Source organism: Pseudomonas sp. ACN5, from assembly GCF_002303975.1.
Taxonomy (GTDB): Bacteria; Pseudomonadota; Gammaproteobacteria; order Pseudomonadales; family Pseudomonadaceae; genus Aquipseudomonas; species Aquipseudomonas laurylsulfatiphila.
The window spans coordinates 137627-153503 of the sequence record NZ_MRCP01000003.1 but is presented as its reverse complement, the minus strand read 5'-3'; the positions used below and the strand labels follow the sequence as shown (position 1 = coordinate 153503).

Annotated in this window: 17 protein-coding genes; 3 read left to right on the top strand and 14 right to left on the bottom strand. The window is 57.5% G+C overall.

Annotation, left to right across the window (positions count from 1 at the left end; genetic code table 11):
- The first annotated feature begins 11 nt into the window (after nucleotides 1–11).
- Genes BSF40_RS06830 through BSF40_RS06820 form a run of 3 tightly spaced genes read left to right on the top strand, consistent with a single transcriptional unit; the run spans nucleotide 12 to nucleotide 4320 of the window.
- On the top strand, nucleotides 12–1481 hold the full coding sequence (locus BSF40_RS06830; RefSeq protein ID WP_095964548.1) for a class I SAM-dependent DNA methyltransferase: 1470 nt from the start codon (nucleotides 12–14) through the stop codon (nucleotides 1479–1481).
- Nucleotides 1478–3190, top strand: coding sequence for a restriction endonuclease subunit S (locus BSF40_RS06825; RefSeq protein WP_095964547.1), 1713 nt, complete (start codon nucleotides 1478–1480; stop codon nucleotides 3188–3190). Before BSF40_RS06830 ends, BSF40_RS06825 begins: the two co-directional genes overlap by 4 nt.
- Nucleotides 3191–3228: 38 nt before the next feature.
- On the top strand, nucleotides 3229–4320 hold the full coding sequence (locus BSF40_RS06820; protein WP_095964546.1) for an endonuclease NucS domain-containing protein: 1092 nt from the start codon (nucleotides 3229–3231) through the stop codon (nucleotides 4318–4320).
- Between the two features lie 472 nt (nucleotides 4321–4792).
- On the opposite strand, the gene BSF40_RS06815 is transcribed toward BSF40_RS06820, so the two are convergent.
- The 14 genes from BSF40_RS06815 to BSF40_RS06750 form a co-directional block, all read right to left on the bottom strand.
- Nucleotides 4793–5089 carry a hypothetical protein gene (locus tag BSF40_RS06815; RefSeq protein ID WP_095964545.1) on the bottom strand — a complete coding sequence of 99 codons (297 nt, stop codon included), beginning with the start codon at nucleotides 5087–5089 and terminating at the stop codon, nucleotides 4793–4795.
- A gap of 340 nt (nucleotides 5090–5429) precedes the next feature.
- Entirely contained in the window at nucleotides 5430–7229 is a 1800-nt protein-coding gene (locus BSF40_RS06810; protein ID WP_095964544.1) for a DUF927 domain-containing protein, read from the bottom strand.
- On the bottom strand, nucleotides 7222–8097 hold the full coding sequence (locus BSF40_RS06805) for a toprim domain-containing protein (protein ID WP_095964543.1): 876 nt from the start codon (nucleotides 8095–8097) through the stop codon (nucleotides 7222–7224). Before BSF40_RS06805 ends, BSF40_RS06810 begins: the two co-directional genes overlap by 8 nt.
- Nucleotides 8090–8380, bottom strand: coding sequence for a hypothetical protein (locus BSF40_RS06800; RefSeq protein WP_095964542.1), 291 nt, complete (start codon nucleotides 8378–8380; stop codon nucleotides 8090–8092). The genes BSF40_RS06805 and BSF40_RS06800 overlap by 8 nt, the downstream gene beginning before the upstream one ends.
- A 6-nt stretch (nucleotides 8381–8386) precedes the next feature.
- Nucleotides 8387–8596 carry a hypothetical protein gene (locus BSF40_RS06795; protein WP_095964541.1) on the bottom strand — a complete coding sequence of 70 codons (210 nt, stop codon included), beginning with the start codon at nucleotides 8594–8596 and terminating at the stop codon, nucleotides 8387–8389.
- A gap of 3 nt (nucleotides 8597–8599) precedes the next feature.
- Nucleotides 8600–8818: an AlpA family transcriptional regulator gene (locus BSF40_RS06790; RefSeq protein WP_095964540.1), complete on the bottom strand. Its 219-nt coding sequence runs from the start codon at nucleotides 8816–8818 to the stop codon at nucleotides 8600–8602.
- 431 nt (nucleotides 8819–9249) lie between these two features.
- Nucleotides 9250–10692 carry a tyrosine-type recombinase/integrase gene (locus BSF40_RS06785; RefSeq protein WP_095964539.1) on the bottom strand — a complete coding sequence of 481 codons (1443 nt, stop codon included), beginning with the start codon at nucleotides 10690–10692 and terminating at the stop codon, nucleotides 9250–9252.
- 276 nt (nucleotides 10693–10968) lie between these two features.
- The gene (locus BSF40_RS06780; RefSeq protein ID WP_007972810.1) at nucleotides 10969–11679 is read right to left on the bottom strand and encodes an SDR family NAD(P)-dependent oxidoreductase; all 711 of its coding nucleotides are present in this window, start codon (nucleotides 11677–11679) and stop codon (nucleotides 10969–10971) included.
- Between the two features lie 44 nt (nucleotides 11680–11723).
- The gene (locus BSF40_RS06775) at nucleotides 11724–12380 is read right to left on the bottom strand and encodes a DsbA family oxidoreductase (protein ID WP_095964538.1); all 657 of its coding nucleotides are present in this window, start codon (nucleotides 12378–12380) and stop codon (nucleotides 11724–11726) included.
- Nucleotides 12377–12598: a 4-oxalocrotonate tautomerase family protein gene (locus tag BSF40_RS06770; protein ID WP_008046542.1), complete on the bottom strand. Its 222-nt coding sequence runs from the start codon at nucleotides 12596–12598 to the stop codon at nucleotides 12377–12379. Before BSF40_RS06770 ends, BSF40_RS06775 begins: the two co-directional genes overlap by 4 nt.
- Nucleotides 12599–12862: 264 nt before the next feature.
- Complete coding sequence (locus BSF40_RS06765; protein ID WP_095964537.1) at nucleotides 12863–13153, bottom strand: DNA-binding transcriptional regulator; 291 nt, start codon at nucleotides 13151–13153, stop codon at nucleotides 12863–12865.
- On the bottom strand, nucleotides 13153–13467 hold the full coding sequence (locus BSF40_RS06760; RefSeq protein WP_095964536.1) for a hypothetical protein: 315 nt from the start codon (nucleotides 13465–13467) through the stop codon (nucleotides 13153–13155). Before BSF40_RS06760 ends, BSF40_RS06765 begins: the two co-directional genes overlap by 1 nt.
- A 166-nt stretch (nucleotides 13468–13633) precedes the next feature.
- Nucleotides 13634–14920, bottom strand: a complete 1287-nt coding sequence (locus BSF40_RS06755) for an OprD family porin (RefSeq protein WP_095964535.1) — start codon at nucleotides 14918–14920, stop codon at nucleotides 13634–13636.
- A gap of 260 nt (nucleotides 14921–15180) precedes the next feature.
- A complete protein-coding gene (locus BSF40_RS06750; RefSeq protein WP_095964534.1) occupies nucleotides 15181–15852 on the bottom strand; it encodes a DsbA family protein in 672 nt (223 codons plus the stop codon).
- Between the last annotated feature and the right edge of the window lie 25 nt (nucleotides 15853–15877).

Here is a 15877-nt window from a genome sequence, read left to right as displayed (position 1 = left end):
GCGAGATTCCCATGTCCATCAGCAGCACCATCAAATCCATCCAGGACATCATGCGCAAAGACGTTGGCGTCGATGGCGACGCCCAGCGCATCGGCCAGTTGGTCTGGTTGCTGTTCCTGAAGATCTTCGATGACCGCGAAGTGGAATGGGAGTTGATGGACGACGACTACCACTCGCCGATTCCCGCGAGTTGCCGCTGGCGCTCCTGGGCCGCCGATCCGGAAGGTATGACCGGCGACACCCTGAAGGACTTCATCGACAACAACCTGTTCCCGCAGCTGCAAAACCTCAACGAATACAGCAACACCCCTTCCGCCTTCGTGGTGCGTAGCGTGTTCGAAGACGCTTACAACTACATGAAGTCGGGCCAACTGCTGCGTCAGGTGATCAATAAGATTCAGGAAGGCGTGGACTTCAACAAGGCCCAGGAACGCCACGAGTTCGGCAACCTCTATGAGCAACTGCTGCGCGACCTGCAAAACGCCGGCAATGCCGGTGAGTTCTACACCCCGCGCCCGGTCACCGAATTCATGGTGCGCATGGTCGACCCCAAGCTGGACGAAAAGGTCATGGACCCGGCCTGTGGTACGGGCGGCTTTCTCACCTGCGCCATCGAACACAAACGCAGCCGCTACGTAAAAACCCCGGAAGACGAACGCACCCTCCAGGCCAGCATTTACGGCGTCGAGAAAAAGCCGCTGCCGCACCTGCTGGCCACCACCAACATGATCCTGCACGGCATCGAAGTGCCCAGCCAGATCCGCCACGACAATACCCTGAGCAAGCCGCTGATCAGCTGGGGCCCGAGCGAGCGCGTGCATTGCATCGTCGCCAACCCGCCGTTCGGCGGCATGGAAGAAGACGGCATCGAAACCAACTTCCCCGCCGCCTTCCGCACCCGCGAAACCGCCGATCTGTTCCTGGTGCTGATCATGCAACTGCTCAAGGACGGTGGCCGCGCCGCCGTAGTGCTGCCCGATGGCTTCCTCTTCGGCGAGGGCATCAAAAGCCGCATCAAGGAAAAGCTGCTGACCGAGTGCAACCTGCACACCATCGTCCGGCTGCCCAATGGTGTGTTCAACCCCTACACTGGCATCAAGACCAATTTGTTGTTCTTCACCAAGGGCACGCCGACCAAGGATGTGTGGTTCTACGAACATCAGTACCCGGCCGGGGTAAAGAACTACTCCAAGACCCGCCCGATGCGTATTGAAGAATTCGCCGTGGAAGAAGCCTGGTGGGGCAGCGAAGCCGATGGCTTTGCGGCTCGGGTAGAAAACGAATTCGCCTGGAAGGTCAGCGTTGAGGAACTGCAGGCGCGTAATTGGAACCTGGATTGCAAGAATCCGCATATTGGCGAGCAAGTTAGTCATGATCCGGATGAGTTGCTGCGTGACTATGCCAAGTTTCAAGAAGAGATCAGTGAGTTGCGTGATCAGCTTAAAGCGGTGTTAGCTGAAGCGCTGGAGCGTCAGGTATGACTGCGTTGCTGACTGAAAACCTGCCGCTGCTGGCGGGTGCACCGAATGGGATCAAGAAGCTGCGAGAGTTGATTCTGGAGTTGGCGGTGCGAGGGAAGTTGGTGCCGCAGGATCCAAGTGATGAACCGGCTAGTGAGTTGCTTAAGCGGATTACCGAGGAAAAGACGCAACTGGTGGCTGAGGGCAAGATCAAGAAGCAGAAGCCGCCGGTTGAGATCAATGAAAGGGAAAAGCCATTTGAGGTACCCCTAGGATGGGCATGGACTCGTTTGGGCTGCACTTCGAGCTTGGAGAACGGCGACCGTAGCAGTAATTACCCCAACAAAAGCCAACTCGTTGACTCAGGCATCCCGTTTATCAATGCTGGGCATCTCCAAAGTGGACTTGTTGATTTGCGAGAGATGAACTTCATAACTAGGAGTTGCTTCGATAATTTACGAGCAGGCAAAGTTCAGGAAGGCGACATTCTGTTCTGTTTGAGAGGTTCACTGGGAAAGGCTGCAATTGTTCGCGGAATTTCTGAAGGAGCTATTGCGTCATCGTTAGTAATAGTTCGCATGACGGAATCATTTAGCGCTCAGTACCTGATGATCTATTTTTCCAGCCCTTTAGCCTTTGGAATGGTTAAGCGTTTTGACAATGGCACAGCCCAGCCAAATCTGTCAGCGGCAGATTTGAATCGCTTTTTGGTGCCAGTACCGCCTCTTGCCGAACAACACCGCATCGTCGCCAAAGTCGATGAACTGATGGCCCTATGCGACCGCCTTGAAGCCCAGCAGGCCGACGCCGAAAGCGCCCACGCCCAACTGGTACAAGCATTGCTCGACAGCCTGACCCAGGCCAGCGACGCCATCGACTTTGCTGCCAGCTGGAAGCGCATGGCCGACCACTTCCACACCCTGTTCACCACCGAATCCAGCATCGACGCCCTCAAACAAACCCTGCTGCAACTGGCCGTGATGGGTAAGCTGGTGCCGCAAGATCCAAGTGATGAGTCTGCAAGCAAGTTGCTCAAACGAATTGATGAGGAAAAAAGAAGGCTCGTTGCTGAAGGCAAGATTAAAAAGCAGAAGCCGCTGACGTATATCGACGAGGATGAAGCACCGTTCGATTTACCTAAGAGCTGGCAATGGGCTCGCTTAGGAGATCTTTCCGAGTTGATCACCAGTGGCTCGCGAGACTGGGCTCAACACTACTCTAATGACGGTGCAATCTTTGTCCGAATGGGCAACCTTTCCCGTCGTAGCTATGCGCTACGCCTCAGTAGCATTCAGCGTGTTTCGCCTCCCGAGGATGGCGAAGGAAGCAGAACCAAGTTGGAACCTGGTGACTTACTGCTATCCATCACAGGTGAGGTTGGCCTGTTGGGATTGATCCCGGAGAAATTTGGTGAGGCGTACATAAATCAGCATGTGTGCCTAATTCGCTTTATCAGTTCAGTTCGCGGTCGCTTTCTCCCCGAAGCACTGCGATCTCCGTTGGCTTACGAGCAGTACGAAGCGCCTCAGCGAGGAATAAAAAATAGTTTCCGCCTGAGCGATGTCTCGGAAATTTTGGTGCCGTTACCACCTCTCGCCGAACAACACCGCATCGTCGCCAAAGTCGATCAACTTATGGCCCTCTGCGACCAACTGAAAGTCCGCCTAAGTCAGGCCCGTCAACTCAACGAACAACTGGCCAGCACCCTGGTCGGGCAGGCGGTCGCCTAGGGCGAAGCCTTCAAAGAATTTGAGCCAAGGACAATCCCATGCCCATCAAGACGCAAATCTGGACGGTAGGCGGCCAACCTAGCCAGCTTGGTGAGTGCATCCTGCCCAGCGAGCAGTTGCTGGAAGACATGATCGTTGCTGCGCCACGGCTGCTGTCGGATGAGTGGATGCTGATCGGTCGCCAGGAAAGCACCGGGCTGGGTGGACGGATCGACCTGCTGGCCATCGCCCCAGATGCCTCGCTGGTGCTGATCGAACTCAAGCGCGACCGCACACCGCGTGATGTGGTGGCGCAGGCGCTAGATTACGCCTCCTGGGTGGACCGTCTGGCAGCCGAGGATATCGCTGCCATTTACAAGCGCTTCAATAAGGATGCTGATCTGGCTGCCGATTTCCGCAAGTACTTCGGCCAGCCGCTGGATGAGGATGCACTCAACCAGCGCCATCAGATCATCATCGCCGCCTCCGGGCTGGACGCCAGCACCGAACGCATCGTGGCTTATCTCAGCGAGCGGAATATTGCGATCAACGTGCTGTGTTTTCAGGTGTTCCAGCTCGGCGAGCAGCAGTTGATCAGTCGCTCCTGGCTGATCGACCCGGCAGAAACACAGGTCAACGCCAGCAGTGGCAATGCGGGTGGGCAAAGTGAACCCTGGAATGGCGAGTACTACTGCTCCTTCGGTCACAGCGCCAGGCGTACCTGGCAAGATGCGCAGGCATTTGGCTTTATCTGCGGGGGCGGCGGTACTTGGTACAGCAAAAGCCTGAAGATGCTCGCGCCAGGCGACCGGGTATGGGTGAACATCCCGCAGCAAGGCTACGTGGGTGTCGGCCGAGTCACCGGTTTGGCCACCGCCGCGGCGGACTTCACCGTGAAACAAAACGGTATCGATGTGCCGGTCATGCAAGCTGACATACACGGCAACTACCATGCCGAGCACATCAGTGACCCTGACAAATCCGAGTACTTCGTGCCGGTTGAATGGCTACAAACAGTCCCAGTCGAGCAGGCCGTCAAGGAGGTCGGTATGTTCGGTAACCAGAACACCGTCTGCCGCCCGACCACGCCGAAGTGGCGTTGGACGATTGAACGATTGAAAGAGCGTTTTCCGCAGTACGACAAAAGCTGACTGCAGCACCTGGCTCTAGGCTGGAACGGATGGGCGTTGATGATGGCTGGAGGGCCAGAGACTGGCAAATCGCAGGCAACAAAAAACCCCTGAACAGTCTGAGCACCGAAGCGCATCAACCGACAGGGGCCGTGTTGCCGGTGATTGTAGGTAGTCGCGGGCCTGAGTCTTCTGCGACTCAGCCCAACTACCGCTTTGACTTGGCTTTCAGAACACTCTCCGGCAGTGTATCTGATACCCAGCGGCGACCCGACCAAGCCCGTCTGACGAGGGTCACCAGATGTCACGCTGACCATCCATAGCCGCCAGCACGACGAACTCGACATGGCGCATGTCCCCCCGCCCCTCAGGTGACACCCCTTTTTTTATACTCGCAGCGTCACCTTGTCACCTGTCACGGATACGCTCGAGCTGATGCCGGGCTTATCGGCAATATTCAGTCATCAAGATCGCGGTTCAAGGACTGTTTTGATCATGACGACTCCATAGGGGTGCGGTCGTAGGTAGCGCGCAGGTCGGCGCCAGCCAGGCAGTAACGAGCTTTAGGCGCGCAGCAGGCGCGACACGTCATGACGTGATTGAGGTATTGGTCGCGGGCAAAACGCCATTCAGACGTGGCATTGGCGGCGTTCATGTAGGGTGAGGTGACCGGTGCGTGCTCAACCCTGCGAACAAGCACCAGGACTGGCGCCGGTTGAGCTGGGCGTGCCAGGCGCTCCGGCGCAATGGTCGGCGGCATGTTATCGAGCAGGCCGGAAAGGAGACTCATTCGACCACCTTGCCCGGATTGTTCAAGAACACATGTTGCTGTGATTTCAAAAACGGTGGGAACAGTGGGAACGATTGGAAAAGCCAATGTTTCCGGGAGGTTGAGCGCTCCCGATCTGTTCCCACTCTTTTTTTTGTGGGAACAGTGAAAACCAAAAGGCACATAATTGCCGCGGTCTTATATTGAAACTTTGGTGTGTGTTCCCAATTGTTCCCACTTTTTTTATAGGGTGGGAACGGCTGCAAGCCGCGGCTTTGCTTGGCGTTCCCACCGCTCCCAATGTTCCCACCGAATTCAGGTTCCTATGAATATGGGCATTCGTGATTGTCGGTGGTCGCGGTCATACGCTGCCCCCTTCGCCGTCGATGGTTTCTGGGTTGATCACATACAAGCCAGGCGACCCGCCACCCGGTACGCGGTATTTTTTGGTGTGGCGTTTGCGGTCAGAGTCGCGCTTAGCAATGGCGCCAGCCCCCTCCAGCGCCTTAATAATGCGACTAAGGCCGTACCCATGCGCAGCCTCGATCAGAGCCGACTTGTTGAACAGGTACAACCGCCTGGTGCCAATCAGCTCCCAATACCCGGCCCGGTTGAACACCTTGGTGTCATCATCTGATGCGTTCACATCGGAAAAACGGCTGCTACCGTGTTTGTCGATGAAGTCGGCGATGCCTGCGAGGATTTGGCGGTCTTCGGCATTGCCGCTGCCAACACGGCCCAGCCACTCGCCATAGAGCAACTGGCAGTCGGCCAGGGCGCTCCCCGGCGTCCAAGGCAGCAGGCCATAGGCGATAGCCATTTCCCCCGCCAGCGCTATGACGGCGAAGCGATCCGCTACCCGTCCGGCTTGGGCGTTGTCCTCGGTGAATCTGGAGCGGATGCCGGCGAAATCTTTCAGCAGGCCGGGACGGTCATCACTGGCGAGCAGCTTTTCCACGAATGCTGGCCCGATATGCCCATGGTGGGCACCGACAGCAACCGTCAGTTCACGGTGGAAGTTGGCGCCGTCAAGACCGTGCAACTCATCGAAGGCCCGGTGGGTGCGAGTACCGGCGTTCACATCCACCATGCGCAGCTCAGCGCCAGCGTGGGCCGCATTGCCGCCGATGGCCGCGTGTTCGGACAACGACCGCTCGCCGCTGGAGAGCGTCAGCAGGCGCCAGCTTAGCTTGGGCCGACCTTCACGCTCGCGGGTCATGGTGCCCTTGCCCTGGCCGTTGGCGAGCGAGTAGGCCATTTCCTGTACGCGCTTGGGGTCGGCGCGCTTGATCTCGTCCAAGGGCAGCAGAGTGTCATTGCGGCCCGAGGCTTCAATCTCCAAACCACCCTTGGTCATGTCCCAGGACGCGGCAAAGATGCTAGGGTCGCCCCACACGGAGGAGCCGATCAGTTGTGCCAGTGACTTGCCGCTGGAGCTGTCACCCACCAGATGGACACCGCCACCCAATACGCCCACCAGGCTCAGCAGCGGGCCAGCTAATGCGCAACCGATAGCGAGGGTCAGCACCGGGTTGCCTTCACACTTGGTCGCGACTTCGGTTTTCCAGGCCTCCAGGTCGCCGCGCAGACTGAACAGGCTCTGCCCCTTGCCGCTGGACTGATAGCGCACCTTGTCGCTGCCAAGGGTGCGCCCAGGCAGTACAAAGGCGCCCGACTCATGCCAGCCCGGTCGGCAAGTGGTGGCGAACACCTCGGTGGGGCACTGCGCCAACAAGTACTCCATGAACGCGCCACGTTTCTTGAGCGCGATGATGCCGCCCATGCTGAACAGCTGCCGTCTTGCATCCTCGCCACTGCCGCCGAAGACTTCCATGGGGATAATCCATTCCCTGACCCCGCGCTCGGTCACCAGGCGCAGTAAGCGGCCTTCGCTGTCGTCGTCGCTGTTGGTGGTGCGGGCAATCACCGTCACCGGGGTGGCGATCCACTCGTCAACGGTGGGGCGGGCGGTGTTGCTGTCCTCGTCGGTTTCTTGATCGAGGACGCTGCGCTTGAAGCCATGCCGGTACACGCCCGGACGCAGCTTTTCGCCCTTCTCGTTCGTTACCCAGTGTTCATACACGGCCCAGCACGGGCGATCCGGCTTAATGGTCGCAACGTCTGGGCGCAGTTTGATGACGTTGGCGTCAGGGTTATTCATGGGAGCGTTTCCAGTTGGCGAGGTCGTTGAAGTCGGAGAGCGCGGTGGGCGCGTCGGCGGGCCAATCGGGGAAAGCCACTTGACCACCGGCAGCGACTGCCGCCGCATTGGCAGCAGTGCGCCCCGGATTGCCCTCGGTATGCCTGTCGTCGTCGCCAGCGAGGATGAGTTCCAGACCCGGATAGCGGGCACGCAGCGCCAACGCGCTCGGCTTGAGGTTGCCCGCGTTCATGGCGGCGGCAACGGTGTAGCCGCCCTCCTGATGAAGCGTGGCACCCGTGGCCCAGCCTTCGCAGATACACAGCGGACGGTCGGCGGTGACCTGACCCAATAGCGAATAGCAGCCCTTGATGCGCCCGCCGAACAGAAAGCGCTTGCTGCCGTCCAGGGCAATGCGTTGCAGGTTGACCAACTGGCCATCGGCGTTCAGTGGCACCAGCAGTTCGTCACCACGCTGGCGCAGGCCGTGAGGGCCTACCCCCTTGGCCAACAAGTACGGGTGATCCGGATCGGCGCGGCGCGCATCCCTCCACCAGTGGTTGGCCAACCTGGCGGTCTTCTGCTGACGCCGCTGTTGCTCGGCTTCGCGCTGCTGGCGGGCCTGCTCGATGCGTTGGCGCACCTGATCGGCCTCGCGATAATCGGCAGGTTCACGACTGCTCCAGGTTTGAGTGCCGCCAGCCTTCCAGCTGCCGAACGCACCCGAGGGAATACCGTCCAGGTACAGCACGTACCAGCCATTGAGCGAGCCGGACTTGTCGTCGGGCACACAGAAACGGTGAATAGCACCATCCGGCACTGGCAACCAGTCGAGCGAGCCATAGACCGACTGGAGCACCTCATGGAAAAGGATCGTGGCATCAGTCATGGCGGGCGCTTCCTTGGTGATCAGCGCCAGCAAAGGCCCGACAGACCTGCCCGTTATTCACGGCGTGCGAGCGGGTGAAGTCGTCCAGGTGATCGACCAGAGCGGACGTAACTACGGCATCGGCATTACGCATGACGATGCGCCCACACTCGGCGTCGGCTTCGGTCAGGAACGGCCCCATCAGCGGTTTTGGCGTTTTCGGATGGGTCACATAAAACAGCTTGGTGACTTTCTTCGGACAAGCCTTCGGCGTACCCGCGGTATTGCAGGTTTGGTTACTCATGCTGGGTTAAGTCCCTGGCTTGATGGCGGCGCGTCGGTCGTCGAGGGCGCTATCGGTGAGCGTTGCGATGGATTGGACTGGGGAGGTCAGCCAGAACAAGACGATCAGCAACAGCAGCAGGCCAATAAAAATCTCTCTGTGGCATGGCTCAGCAGCGGCTTTCTTGAGGTAAAGCGATTCCCGCCCCGTCAGTTTGCAGGGTTGTTTGAGTACCATTTATTACACCTCCTGCTGAGTCAGGAAGGCGTTGACCGCTTCGATAGGCCAACGAACGGAGCGACCAAAACGAATAGCGCGCGGAAAACCAGTAGTCTGCGACCAACGCCACCAGGTAGTGCGGCTGATTTGGTAACGGTTACAGAGCTGCTCAGTGGTAGCAAGGGTGCCGGGCTTCGGCAGGTTGAGTTCACAGGTAGCACGATCGATAGTTCGAGTCATATCAGGCCCTTCACAATGAATAAAAGAACCGAAGGGCGTGAGCTAGAAACCACCAGAGCGAACAGCAGGGACATTTAGATAACTGCACCTGAGTAAAATTTTGATTGTTGTTGCACAAATCAAACTCTGATAATACAGTTCACATCGTCAGGCGCGAATGCGCCCAACTGTTGAAGAGCATCAAAAATCTTCACCCCCTCGGAGCGGTACTGGCTTAGCTGGTAAGCGAAGGACACGGCAAATGTCCTCCTCCAAAGATCTGTCTGGGTACGGCAAATACCCAGGCTTTTCCCATCTTTAAAGTGGTGCGAGCATAAAAGCGACGCTAGTTGCAGAGCCACCCGTCACCAGGATGCTCAGCCAGTTAGTTCATCTTATAGTGTTTTCATTAAACTGCCGGTTGTTACGTTTCAACAGCAGTCAATAAGTCACTAACCGCCCAGCTTCCGATGGTGAAGCGACACGACGTTAATGTCGCTATTACCTTTTTCTCCAAGCACCTTCGCTAGCGCTTGATCAAATTGCTCAATGGCTCGACGTTTCTCCGGCAATGCCGCTTCTGGATTATTGCGGTAGTGAGTAGCGACGACCCCAGTCTGTCCATGTGCCTGCACTAGATCGGACAGCCGATCATCAATGCCATGCTTTTGCATCAACTGAGTACAAGTACGACGGAGATCGCGCGGCGAGAAGCGCGGGAAAGAATGACTATCGATAGCTGCGCGCTCTGAACTGAGCCAATCAGCCACAGCATGGGTCGGACTGCTGATAACAAATGGTTGCTTGCCATGAGTTGTCCACGGCCAAGAGTAACAGCCGTTGATCTGCCGCACTCGCTCCAGAATCTCGATGGCTCGCCCGGTCAGCGGTACCAAGTGAGGCCTGCTCATTGTCTGCCCCCCTCGCCCTTTACGGTGGATCAGTCGCACCGTGCCGGCCTCTACATCGTAATCATCCCAGGTGGTTTCGATGATGTTCTTGATACGTTGCCCACCAGTGGCGATTACAAATTTGAACAGCAGAGCCATTGCTGGACCAACACCCTCGGTACTTTCGATGGTTTCCCAAAATCGGCGCAGCTCGATATCAGATAGAGCGCGTTCAACAGGCGCCGAGACCTTCTCGACAGCGACCACAATGGCTGGATTGCTCTCCAAGCTATAGCTCTTGGCATTCGCTCGTCCGACAGCATTCTCCGCGCGCAACCCATGATTGAAGGCCGCGACCAGAAATGAACGCATACGATCAGCTTGTACCTTTGCGCCGCGATCCCAGATCGGATTGAGAATATCGAGGATGTGGTCGGAGCGAATTTCACGCGCCTTCATCGCCATGATGCTGGGGTGAGGGCTCAGCATATTGGTCTGATACAGCCGCTCCAGCTCCTTGACGACGCCAGCAGTGGCCTTCTCCCGGCGCGACTCGATGTAGTCGAGAAAAAGCTCTCCGAAGGTGCCGCGTGACGCTTCGATCTCAGCCAGGCGCTGACGCTCTCGGGCTTCCTCCTCCGCTTTCAGTAATGCTGCCTCGACAGCGCGCTCATTTTCGATGCGCGCCGCTTCGAGCTTTGCCAGGTACGCCTTAACGTCGCCGTGCGCTTTAGCTATCTGCGCCATTGCGGCGGCTTGGTCGCGCAGTTCCGGCAGGGAAAAGCCGACTTCCCGAGTTGTGCGTCGATATACTCCTAGTTTGATCAGCACTTGCTTGCCGGCCAAGTGATAGCGGTAGTAGCAAACGGGTGAGCCCTCGTTCGCACGCTTGAACACAAGTGACCCGGTGCCACGTCCTGGCAGGCTTTCGACCAGAGGTGAGCAGCCGGGAGTCATGCCTCGCACTTTCTGGTCATTCACTGTCTTCGATGCGTTGTTCGCCATTGGTCACCCCTCGGTCTCGGTCACAGCTTTGGTCACAGCTTCTCGGATCACTGAAGGCTACAACGAGTAACGAAGCGAAACAACGAAACAAGGTAAATCCCTTGAACTCAAAGGACTTGTCGGATTTTTGTTACCTGGTGAATCATGAAAAAACGCCGAAGCAAGCCGCTTGTAATCAGTAGTTCCCGGGTTCGATTCCTGGTGCCGCACCATACAAAACAAAGCCCCTGCAGAAATGCAGGGGCTTTGTTGTTTCCGGACTTTGAAAAATCGCTTTCAGTGACCCGCGCTCTGACCACCATCCACATGCAGGATTTCGCCAGTTACAAACTTGGCGCCGTCCAGATACACAACCGCCTGCGCAATATCATCGACCTCGCCCATGTGCCCGACCGGGTGCAGATTGCCCAGTGCTTCATGGGTTTCTGCGCCATGCATCGGCGTCTTGATGATGCCCGGGCTGACCGCGTTCACCCGGATTCCGCGCTTGGCGTATTCGATGGCCAGGGATTTGGTGGCCGCGTTGAGGCCGCCCTTGGTCAGCGAAGCCAAGACCGATGGCACACCGTCGATGGCGTGGTCCACCAGGCTGGTGGTGATGTTGACGACGTGGCCGCTGCCTTGCTTTTCCATCTCGGCGATGGCGAGTTGGGTGATGTAGAAGAAGCCATTGACGTTCACCGACAGCACATTGGCGTAATCTTCTGCGGTGTACGCGGTGAACGGCTTGGCGATGAAGATCCCGGCGTTGTTGACCAGGGTATCGATGCGACCGAAACGGGACATCGCTTCGCGGATGACGCGGCGGGCGGTTTCCGGCTCGCCGATGTCACCGGCCACGGTGAGAATGTCCGGGTCGGTGGATGGCTTGATCGAGCGCGAAGTGGCGACGATCCGGTAACCGAGTTCACGAAAGGCTTTGACCATACCGTCGCCGAGACCTTGGGATGCGCCGGTGATTACGATGACTTTTTTCGAAATGCTCATGATGAAGACCTCTGACAATTAAAAGTGGGGGTAAAAATCTGTGATCAGGCGTCGGCCGGTGCCTTGGCCATTTCTCTCAACATCTGTTCGTAGTACTCGACCGATTGCGAGCCGGACACCAGGTGGCGACCGTTCAGCACCATGGCCGGGACCGAGTTGATGCCGCGCTGCTGGTAGTACGCTTCAAGCTCCCGCACCTCAGCGGCGAACGCACCGGACGCCAGCACCTCTTGTGCAGTGGCCCTGTCCAGCCCCGCTTCAGTCGCCAGACTCACCAGCGCCTGGTGATCGCTCGGGTTCTGGCCTTCACTGAAATAGCCCTGCAGCAGCTCCTTCTTCAGCTCGACTTGCCGCCCTTCCTGCAACGCCCACAGCAACAAACGGTGTGCATCAAAGGTGTTGTAGAAGTGCGTGCGCTTCTCCAGATCGAATTTGAAGCCGATGGCCTCGCCGCGAGCGATCTGCATGGCCTTGCCGGCAGCGACGTCGTCGGCGGTTCTCCCGTACTTGCGCATCAGGTGCTCGACCGCTGGCTCACCTTCAGCCGGCATGTTCGGGTTCAATTCGAACGGCTTGTAGGTCAGCTCGACCGAGACTTCCCCGGCCACGTTCTCGATCGCCTGCTCCAGCGCCGTCGCCCCCAGCGCGCACCAAGGGCACACCACATCGGAGATGAAATCGATGGTGACGGAGGACGTCATGACTGCCCCTCCGCCTCAGCCAGTTGCTTGCGGTACTGGGTGGTGGTGATGCCGGCGTAACCCCAGTTATCGGTGTCGACTTCCTCGATCACGATGTGGGTCAGGTCAGGGCGCTTGTTGAGGACGCGTTCCAGTGTTTCAGTGATTTCGGCGATCACCTGAGCTTTCTGCTCAGTGGTAACGCCATCGCGAGTGATGCGTACAGTTACGAAAGGCATGAGGGCAACTCCAGTGACCTTCCCGTCGGGATGATGGGAGAGGCGTTGGAGATGAATGTATGGGGTTGGCGGAAGGGGATAAAGGTGGGGGCGGGAACTTCATTCGTTACGTGGTGTAATGAGTTTGGCATACCGAAAATACAAGACTGCAAGACTCATCCGGGTCAATGCGACCCGCGTCCAACAAAAAACGCAGCCTTGGGAGGCTGCGTTTTTTGTGACGGGGGCTGGAAACGCCGCAATCATTAAACTGAGATTGACTGATCAGTAACCCAACGCTGCAAGTACATGCTCCGGGTCATTATGAATCGCTCGCAACAACGCACGGGCAGGCCCCTCAGGATCACGACGTCCTTGCTCCCAATTGCGTAACGTTCCCACAGGAACATCAATTCTCTTGGCAAACGCTGCCTGGGAAAGTCCCGTGGCGAGGCGAATTTTTTTAACCTGTGCAGCATCGACATGGAATTCGCGTGATGGCTCTCGCTCACCTCGGTCGATCTCATCCATCTGCGTCATGCTTTCAACAAGACGATCGAAGAGATTTTTTTCCATTATTTCCATCCTTTATTGATGGCACAAAGAACTGCTTTTTCTCTATCCGAAAGGGTGTCTTGAATCCCTTTCCGGTAAATCAGTAGCAAACGTATCTGAAAAGCAGAGGTTACGTGATAGTAGATCACCCTTACGCCACCGCTCTTGCCCCTGCCATGCGCGGCCCAGCGAATTTTTCTAAGCCCGCCAGTGCCCTCGATCAAAGCGCCTGCCTCGGGATGCTCGGCGAGATACTGCTGAAATTCTCCATATTCGTGATCGCCCAGATGACCTGGAAGGTCAGCGGTAAAAATCGGCGTCTCGATGAAGACCATGCAGTCCCTGCTATGCGTCAATGGCGTATAGCATGAATTCTAGGTGTCAGGATAGTTAAGGGCAATTAGTCTTTCATTTCAGCGTTTTTATTAAAAAAAAGCCCCGAACCAGTCGGGGCTTTTTCTTTCTCAGCCTCTGATCAGGCCTCGAGACCACAACCCATCATCAGAAGATGTTGATCGGGTAATCCACAAACACACGCACTTCATTGCCGCTGACGTTGTACTCGCTCGACTTCTGCGACACGCGCAGGACCGAGCTGCGCAGTTTCACGCTGAGGTCTTTGGCCGGGCCGCTTTGGACGACGTATTTGATCTGGTTGAAGATCTCGCGCTCGGTGCCGCCTTCGCTGGTGGACGTGGTGATGTTGTCACCGCGTACGTAGGCGAAGTTGTAGCTCAGGCCCGGTACACCGAAGGTGCTGAAGTCCAGGCCGTAGCCCAGTTGCCAGCTGCGTTCGTCTTCGGCGTTGAAGTCGGACCAGTAGGAGTTCGCCAGGTAGATGGTGTTGCCACCGTCGCCGATGCGACCCTGGTCTTTCTGGTAGCCGCCGTAGGCGTAGCCCAGGTTGCTGTCGCCAGTGCTGCGCTGGTGCGCGAGGGTGAACGAGTGCGGGCCGGTGATGAAGGTGGCCGCCAGGCTCCAGATCTTGTTGTCGTCGCCGGTGATAGCGTTTTCGCGGACGTAGGAGTCGTCCAGCTTGGTGCGATAGCCGTTGAAGTCCAGGGTCAGGGACTGATCCTTGTCGATCGGGAACACGTAGTTGGCGTTCACGTATTGCTTCTTCAGCACGTCTTCGACGTCGGAAGCGTACAGCGCGGCCTTGAATTGTTCGGTGAACTGGTAGCTACCGCCCAATACGTTGATCGACTTCAAGCCACCACTGTCACGGCCTTCAGCGCTTTTACGCGATTCGGCGGTGAAGCGCCCGGCGTCCAGTTGCAGGCCTTTGATCTCCCTGGAGGTGATCAGGGTGCCGGTATAGCTTTCCGGCAGCAGGCGCGAGTTGTCGTAGCTCAGCACCGGCAGGGCCGGCATCTGGTCGCCGTAGGTCAGGGTGGTGCTGGACAGGCGGAACTTGATCGCTGCGCCGCCCTTGGACAGGTCGTCCGCCGGCTGGCCGCTGTCGCCCTTTTTGAAGAAATCGATGCCTTGCGCGCCGCTACGGTCTTCGCTGCGCTCCAGGTTCAATGCGTACAGGCCAAAAGCGTCCACACCCACACCCACGGTGCCTTGGGTGAAGCCGGACGAGAACGTGCCGATGGCCGCCTGGCCCCACTCGGACTTATCCGGGTTGCCGTCTTTGTAGTCACGGTTGATGTAGGCGTTGCGCAGCAGCACTTTGAGGCTGCTGTCTTCAACGAAACCCTTTGATTCGGCCTGGTCGTTCGCCATGGCCTGTGTAGCGCTCAACATCCCCAGAGCAATCAGGCTGATTCTCTTGTTCAACATTTTGTTTTTTTCCTTGATACGGTTGATACGCGCTGTGTCGAATGGCCGAAACGGCGCTATTGCGCTCTTATTTCAAGGCGAAAACAAAAAGGCCCGCCCACGATTTCTCGCGGCGGGCCTTTTATTGTTTTTGAGTCGTGGCGGTCGGCCACAGGCGTTGGGCCGAATCGTAGCTGCGCCCTTAACGAGGTGTCAATTTCATGAATCTTCTAGAAATAGGCGAAAAACGTCTAAGAAACTGCTTTACGCGGCAGAAATATTCAATCCGCGCAGCCTTCGAGAGCACAGGCTGCTACGGTATTGGATGAGTGCTGCTCCGGCAGCGACTGACTCAGCCATTGCGCAAATGCCTGGGGTTTGCCCAGCCATGGCCCGATATCGATCAGGGTGAATTGGCCATTGTGTTCAAGTACCAGGGTCGGAAAACCCTGCCCGCCCACCTTGGCCAGCAAAGCCCGGCTGTCATTGATATGGCCCTCGGTGTCGGCTGCCCCGAAGGCTCTTTCGAAGGCTTGAGGCTCCAGCCCCATACCGTTGGCCAGTTCAAGCAGTACCGACTCGTCGGCGATGCGGCGCCCTTGCACGTAGTGAGCGCTTTGCAAACGCCCCAGCAACTCCAGCCCGCGACCAGCCATTTGCTCGGCAGCCAGCACCGCAGCGATGGGTGGAGCTGAGTCGAACACGGCACTGTGATCTCGCAGCAAACCTTCGAAATAGGCTTCACCGAACGGCTGCCCGCTGTATTCGGCAATGCGCCGGTCATGGGGCATGACGTAACTGCGCAGTTGTGGCGAAACCCTTTGCCGATTGGCCCCCGTCATCATGCCGCCACCGTGGGCAAGCACGGGCAGCACAGCCTGGGCGGCTTGCACCAGCGGTTTGGCGCCGTAGCACCAACCGCACAACGGGTCATAGATGTAGTGCAGGATCATGGGAAAGCTCCGACAGAAATTCAGG

Excerpts from the sequence above, each read along its gene's own strand:
- BSF40_RS06830 (WP_095964548.1), top strand. The coding sequence starts at position 12 with ATGTCCATCAGCAGCACCATCAAATCCATCCAGGACATCATGCGCAAA.
- BSF40_RS06825 (WP_095964547.1), top strand. The coding sequence starts at position 1,478 with ATGACTGCGTTGCTGACTGAAAACCTGCCGCTGCTGGCGGGTGCACCG.
- BSF40_RS06820 (WP_095964546.1), top strand. The coding sequence starts at position 3,229 with ATGCCCATCAAGACGCAAATCTGGACGGTAGGCGGCCAACCTAGCCAG.
- BSF40_RS06815 (WP_095964545.1), bottom strand. The coding sequence starts at position 5,089 with ATGAGTCTCCTTTCCGGCCTGCTCGATAACATGCCGCCGACCATTGCG.
- BSF40_RS06810 (WP_095964544.1), bottom strand. The coding sequence starts at position 7,229 with ATGAATAACCCTGACGCCAACGTCATCAAACTGCGCCCAGACGTTGCG.
- BSF40_RS06805 (WP_095964543.1), bottom strand. The coding sequence starts at position 8,097 with ATGACTGATGCCACGATCCTTTTCCATGAGGTGCTCCAGTCGGTCTAT.
- BSF40_RS06800 (WP_095964542.1), bottom strand. The coding sequence starts at position 8,380 with ATGAGTAACCAAACCTGCAATACCGCGGGTACGCCGAAGGCTTGTCCG.
- BSF40_RS06795 (WP_095964541.1), bottom strand. The coding sequence starts at position 8,596 with ATGGTACTCAAACAACCCTGCAAACTGACGGGGCGGGAATCGCTTTAC.
- BSF40_RS06790 (WP_095964540.1), bottom strand. The coding sequence starts at position 8,818 with ATGACTCGAACTATCGATCGTGCTACCTGTGAACTCAACCTGCCGAAG.
- BSF40_RS06785 (WP_095964539.1), bottom strand. The coding sequence starts at position 10,692 with ATGGCGAACAACGCATCGAAGACAGTGAATGACCAGAAAGTGCGAGGC.
- BSF40_RS06780 (WP_007972810.1), bottom strand. The coding sequence starts at position 11,679 with ATGAGCATTTCGAAAAAAGTCATCGTAATCACCGGCGCATCCCAAGGT.
- BSF40_RS06775 (WP_095964538.1), bottom strand. The coding sequence starts at position 12,380 with ATGACGTCCTCCGTCACCATCGATTTCATCTCCGATGTGGTGTGCCCT.
- BSF40_RS06770 (WP_008046542.1), bottom strand. The coding sequence starts at position 12,598 with ATGCCTTTCGTAACTGTACGCATCACTCGCGATGGCGTTACCACTGAG.
- BSF40_RS06765 (WP_095964537.1), bottom strand. The coding sequence starts at position 13,153 with ATGGAAAAAAATCTCTTCGATCGTCTTGTTGAAAGCATGACGCAGATG.
- BSF40_RS06760 (WP_095964536.1), bottom strand. The coding sequence starts at position 13,467 with ATGGTCTTCATCGAGACGCCGATTTTTACCGCTGACCTTCCAGGTCAT.
- BSF40_RS06755 (WP_095964535.1), bottom strand. The coding sequence starts at position 14,920 with ATGTTGAACAAGAGAATCAGCCTGATTGCTCTGGGGATGTTGAGCGCT.
- BSF40_RS06750 (WP_095964534.1), bottom strand. The coding sequence starts at position 15,852 with ATGATCCTGCACTACATCTATGACCCGTTGTGCGGTTGGTGCTACGGC.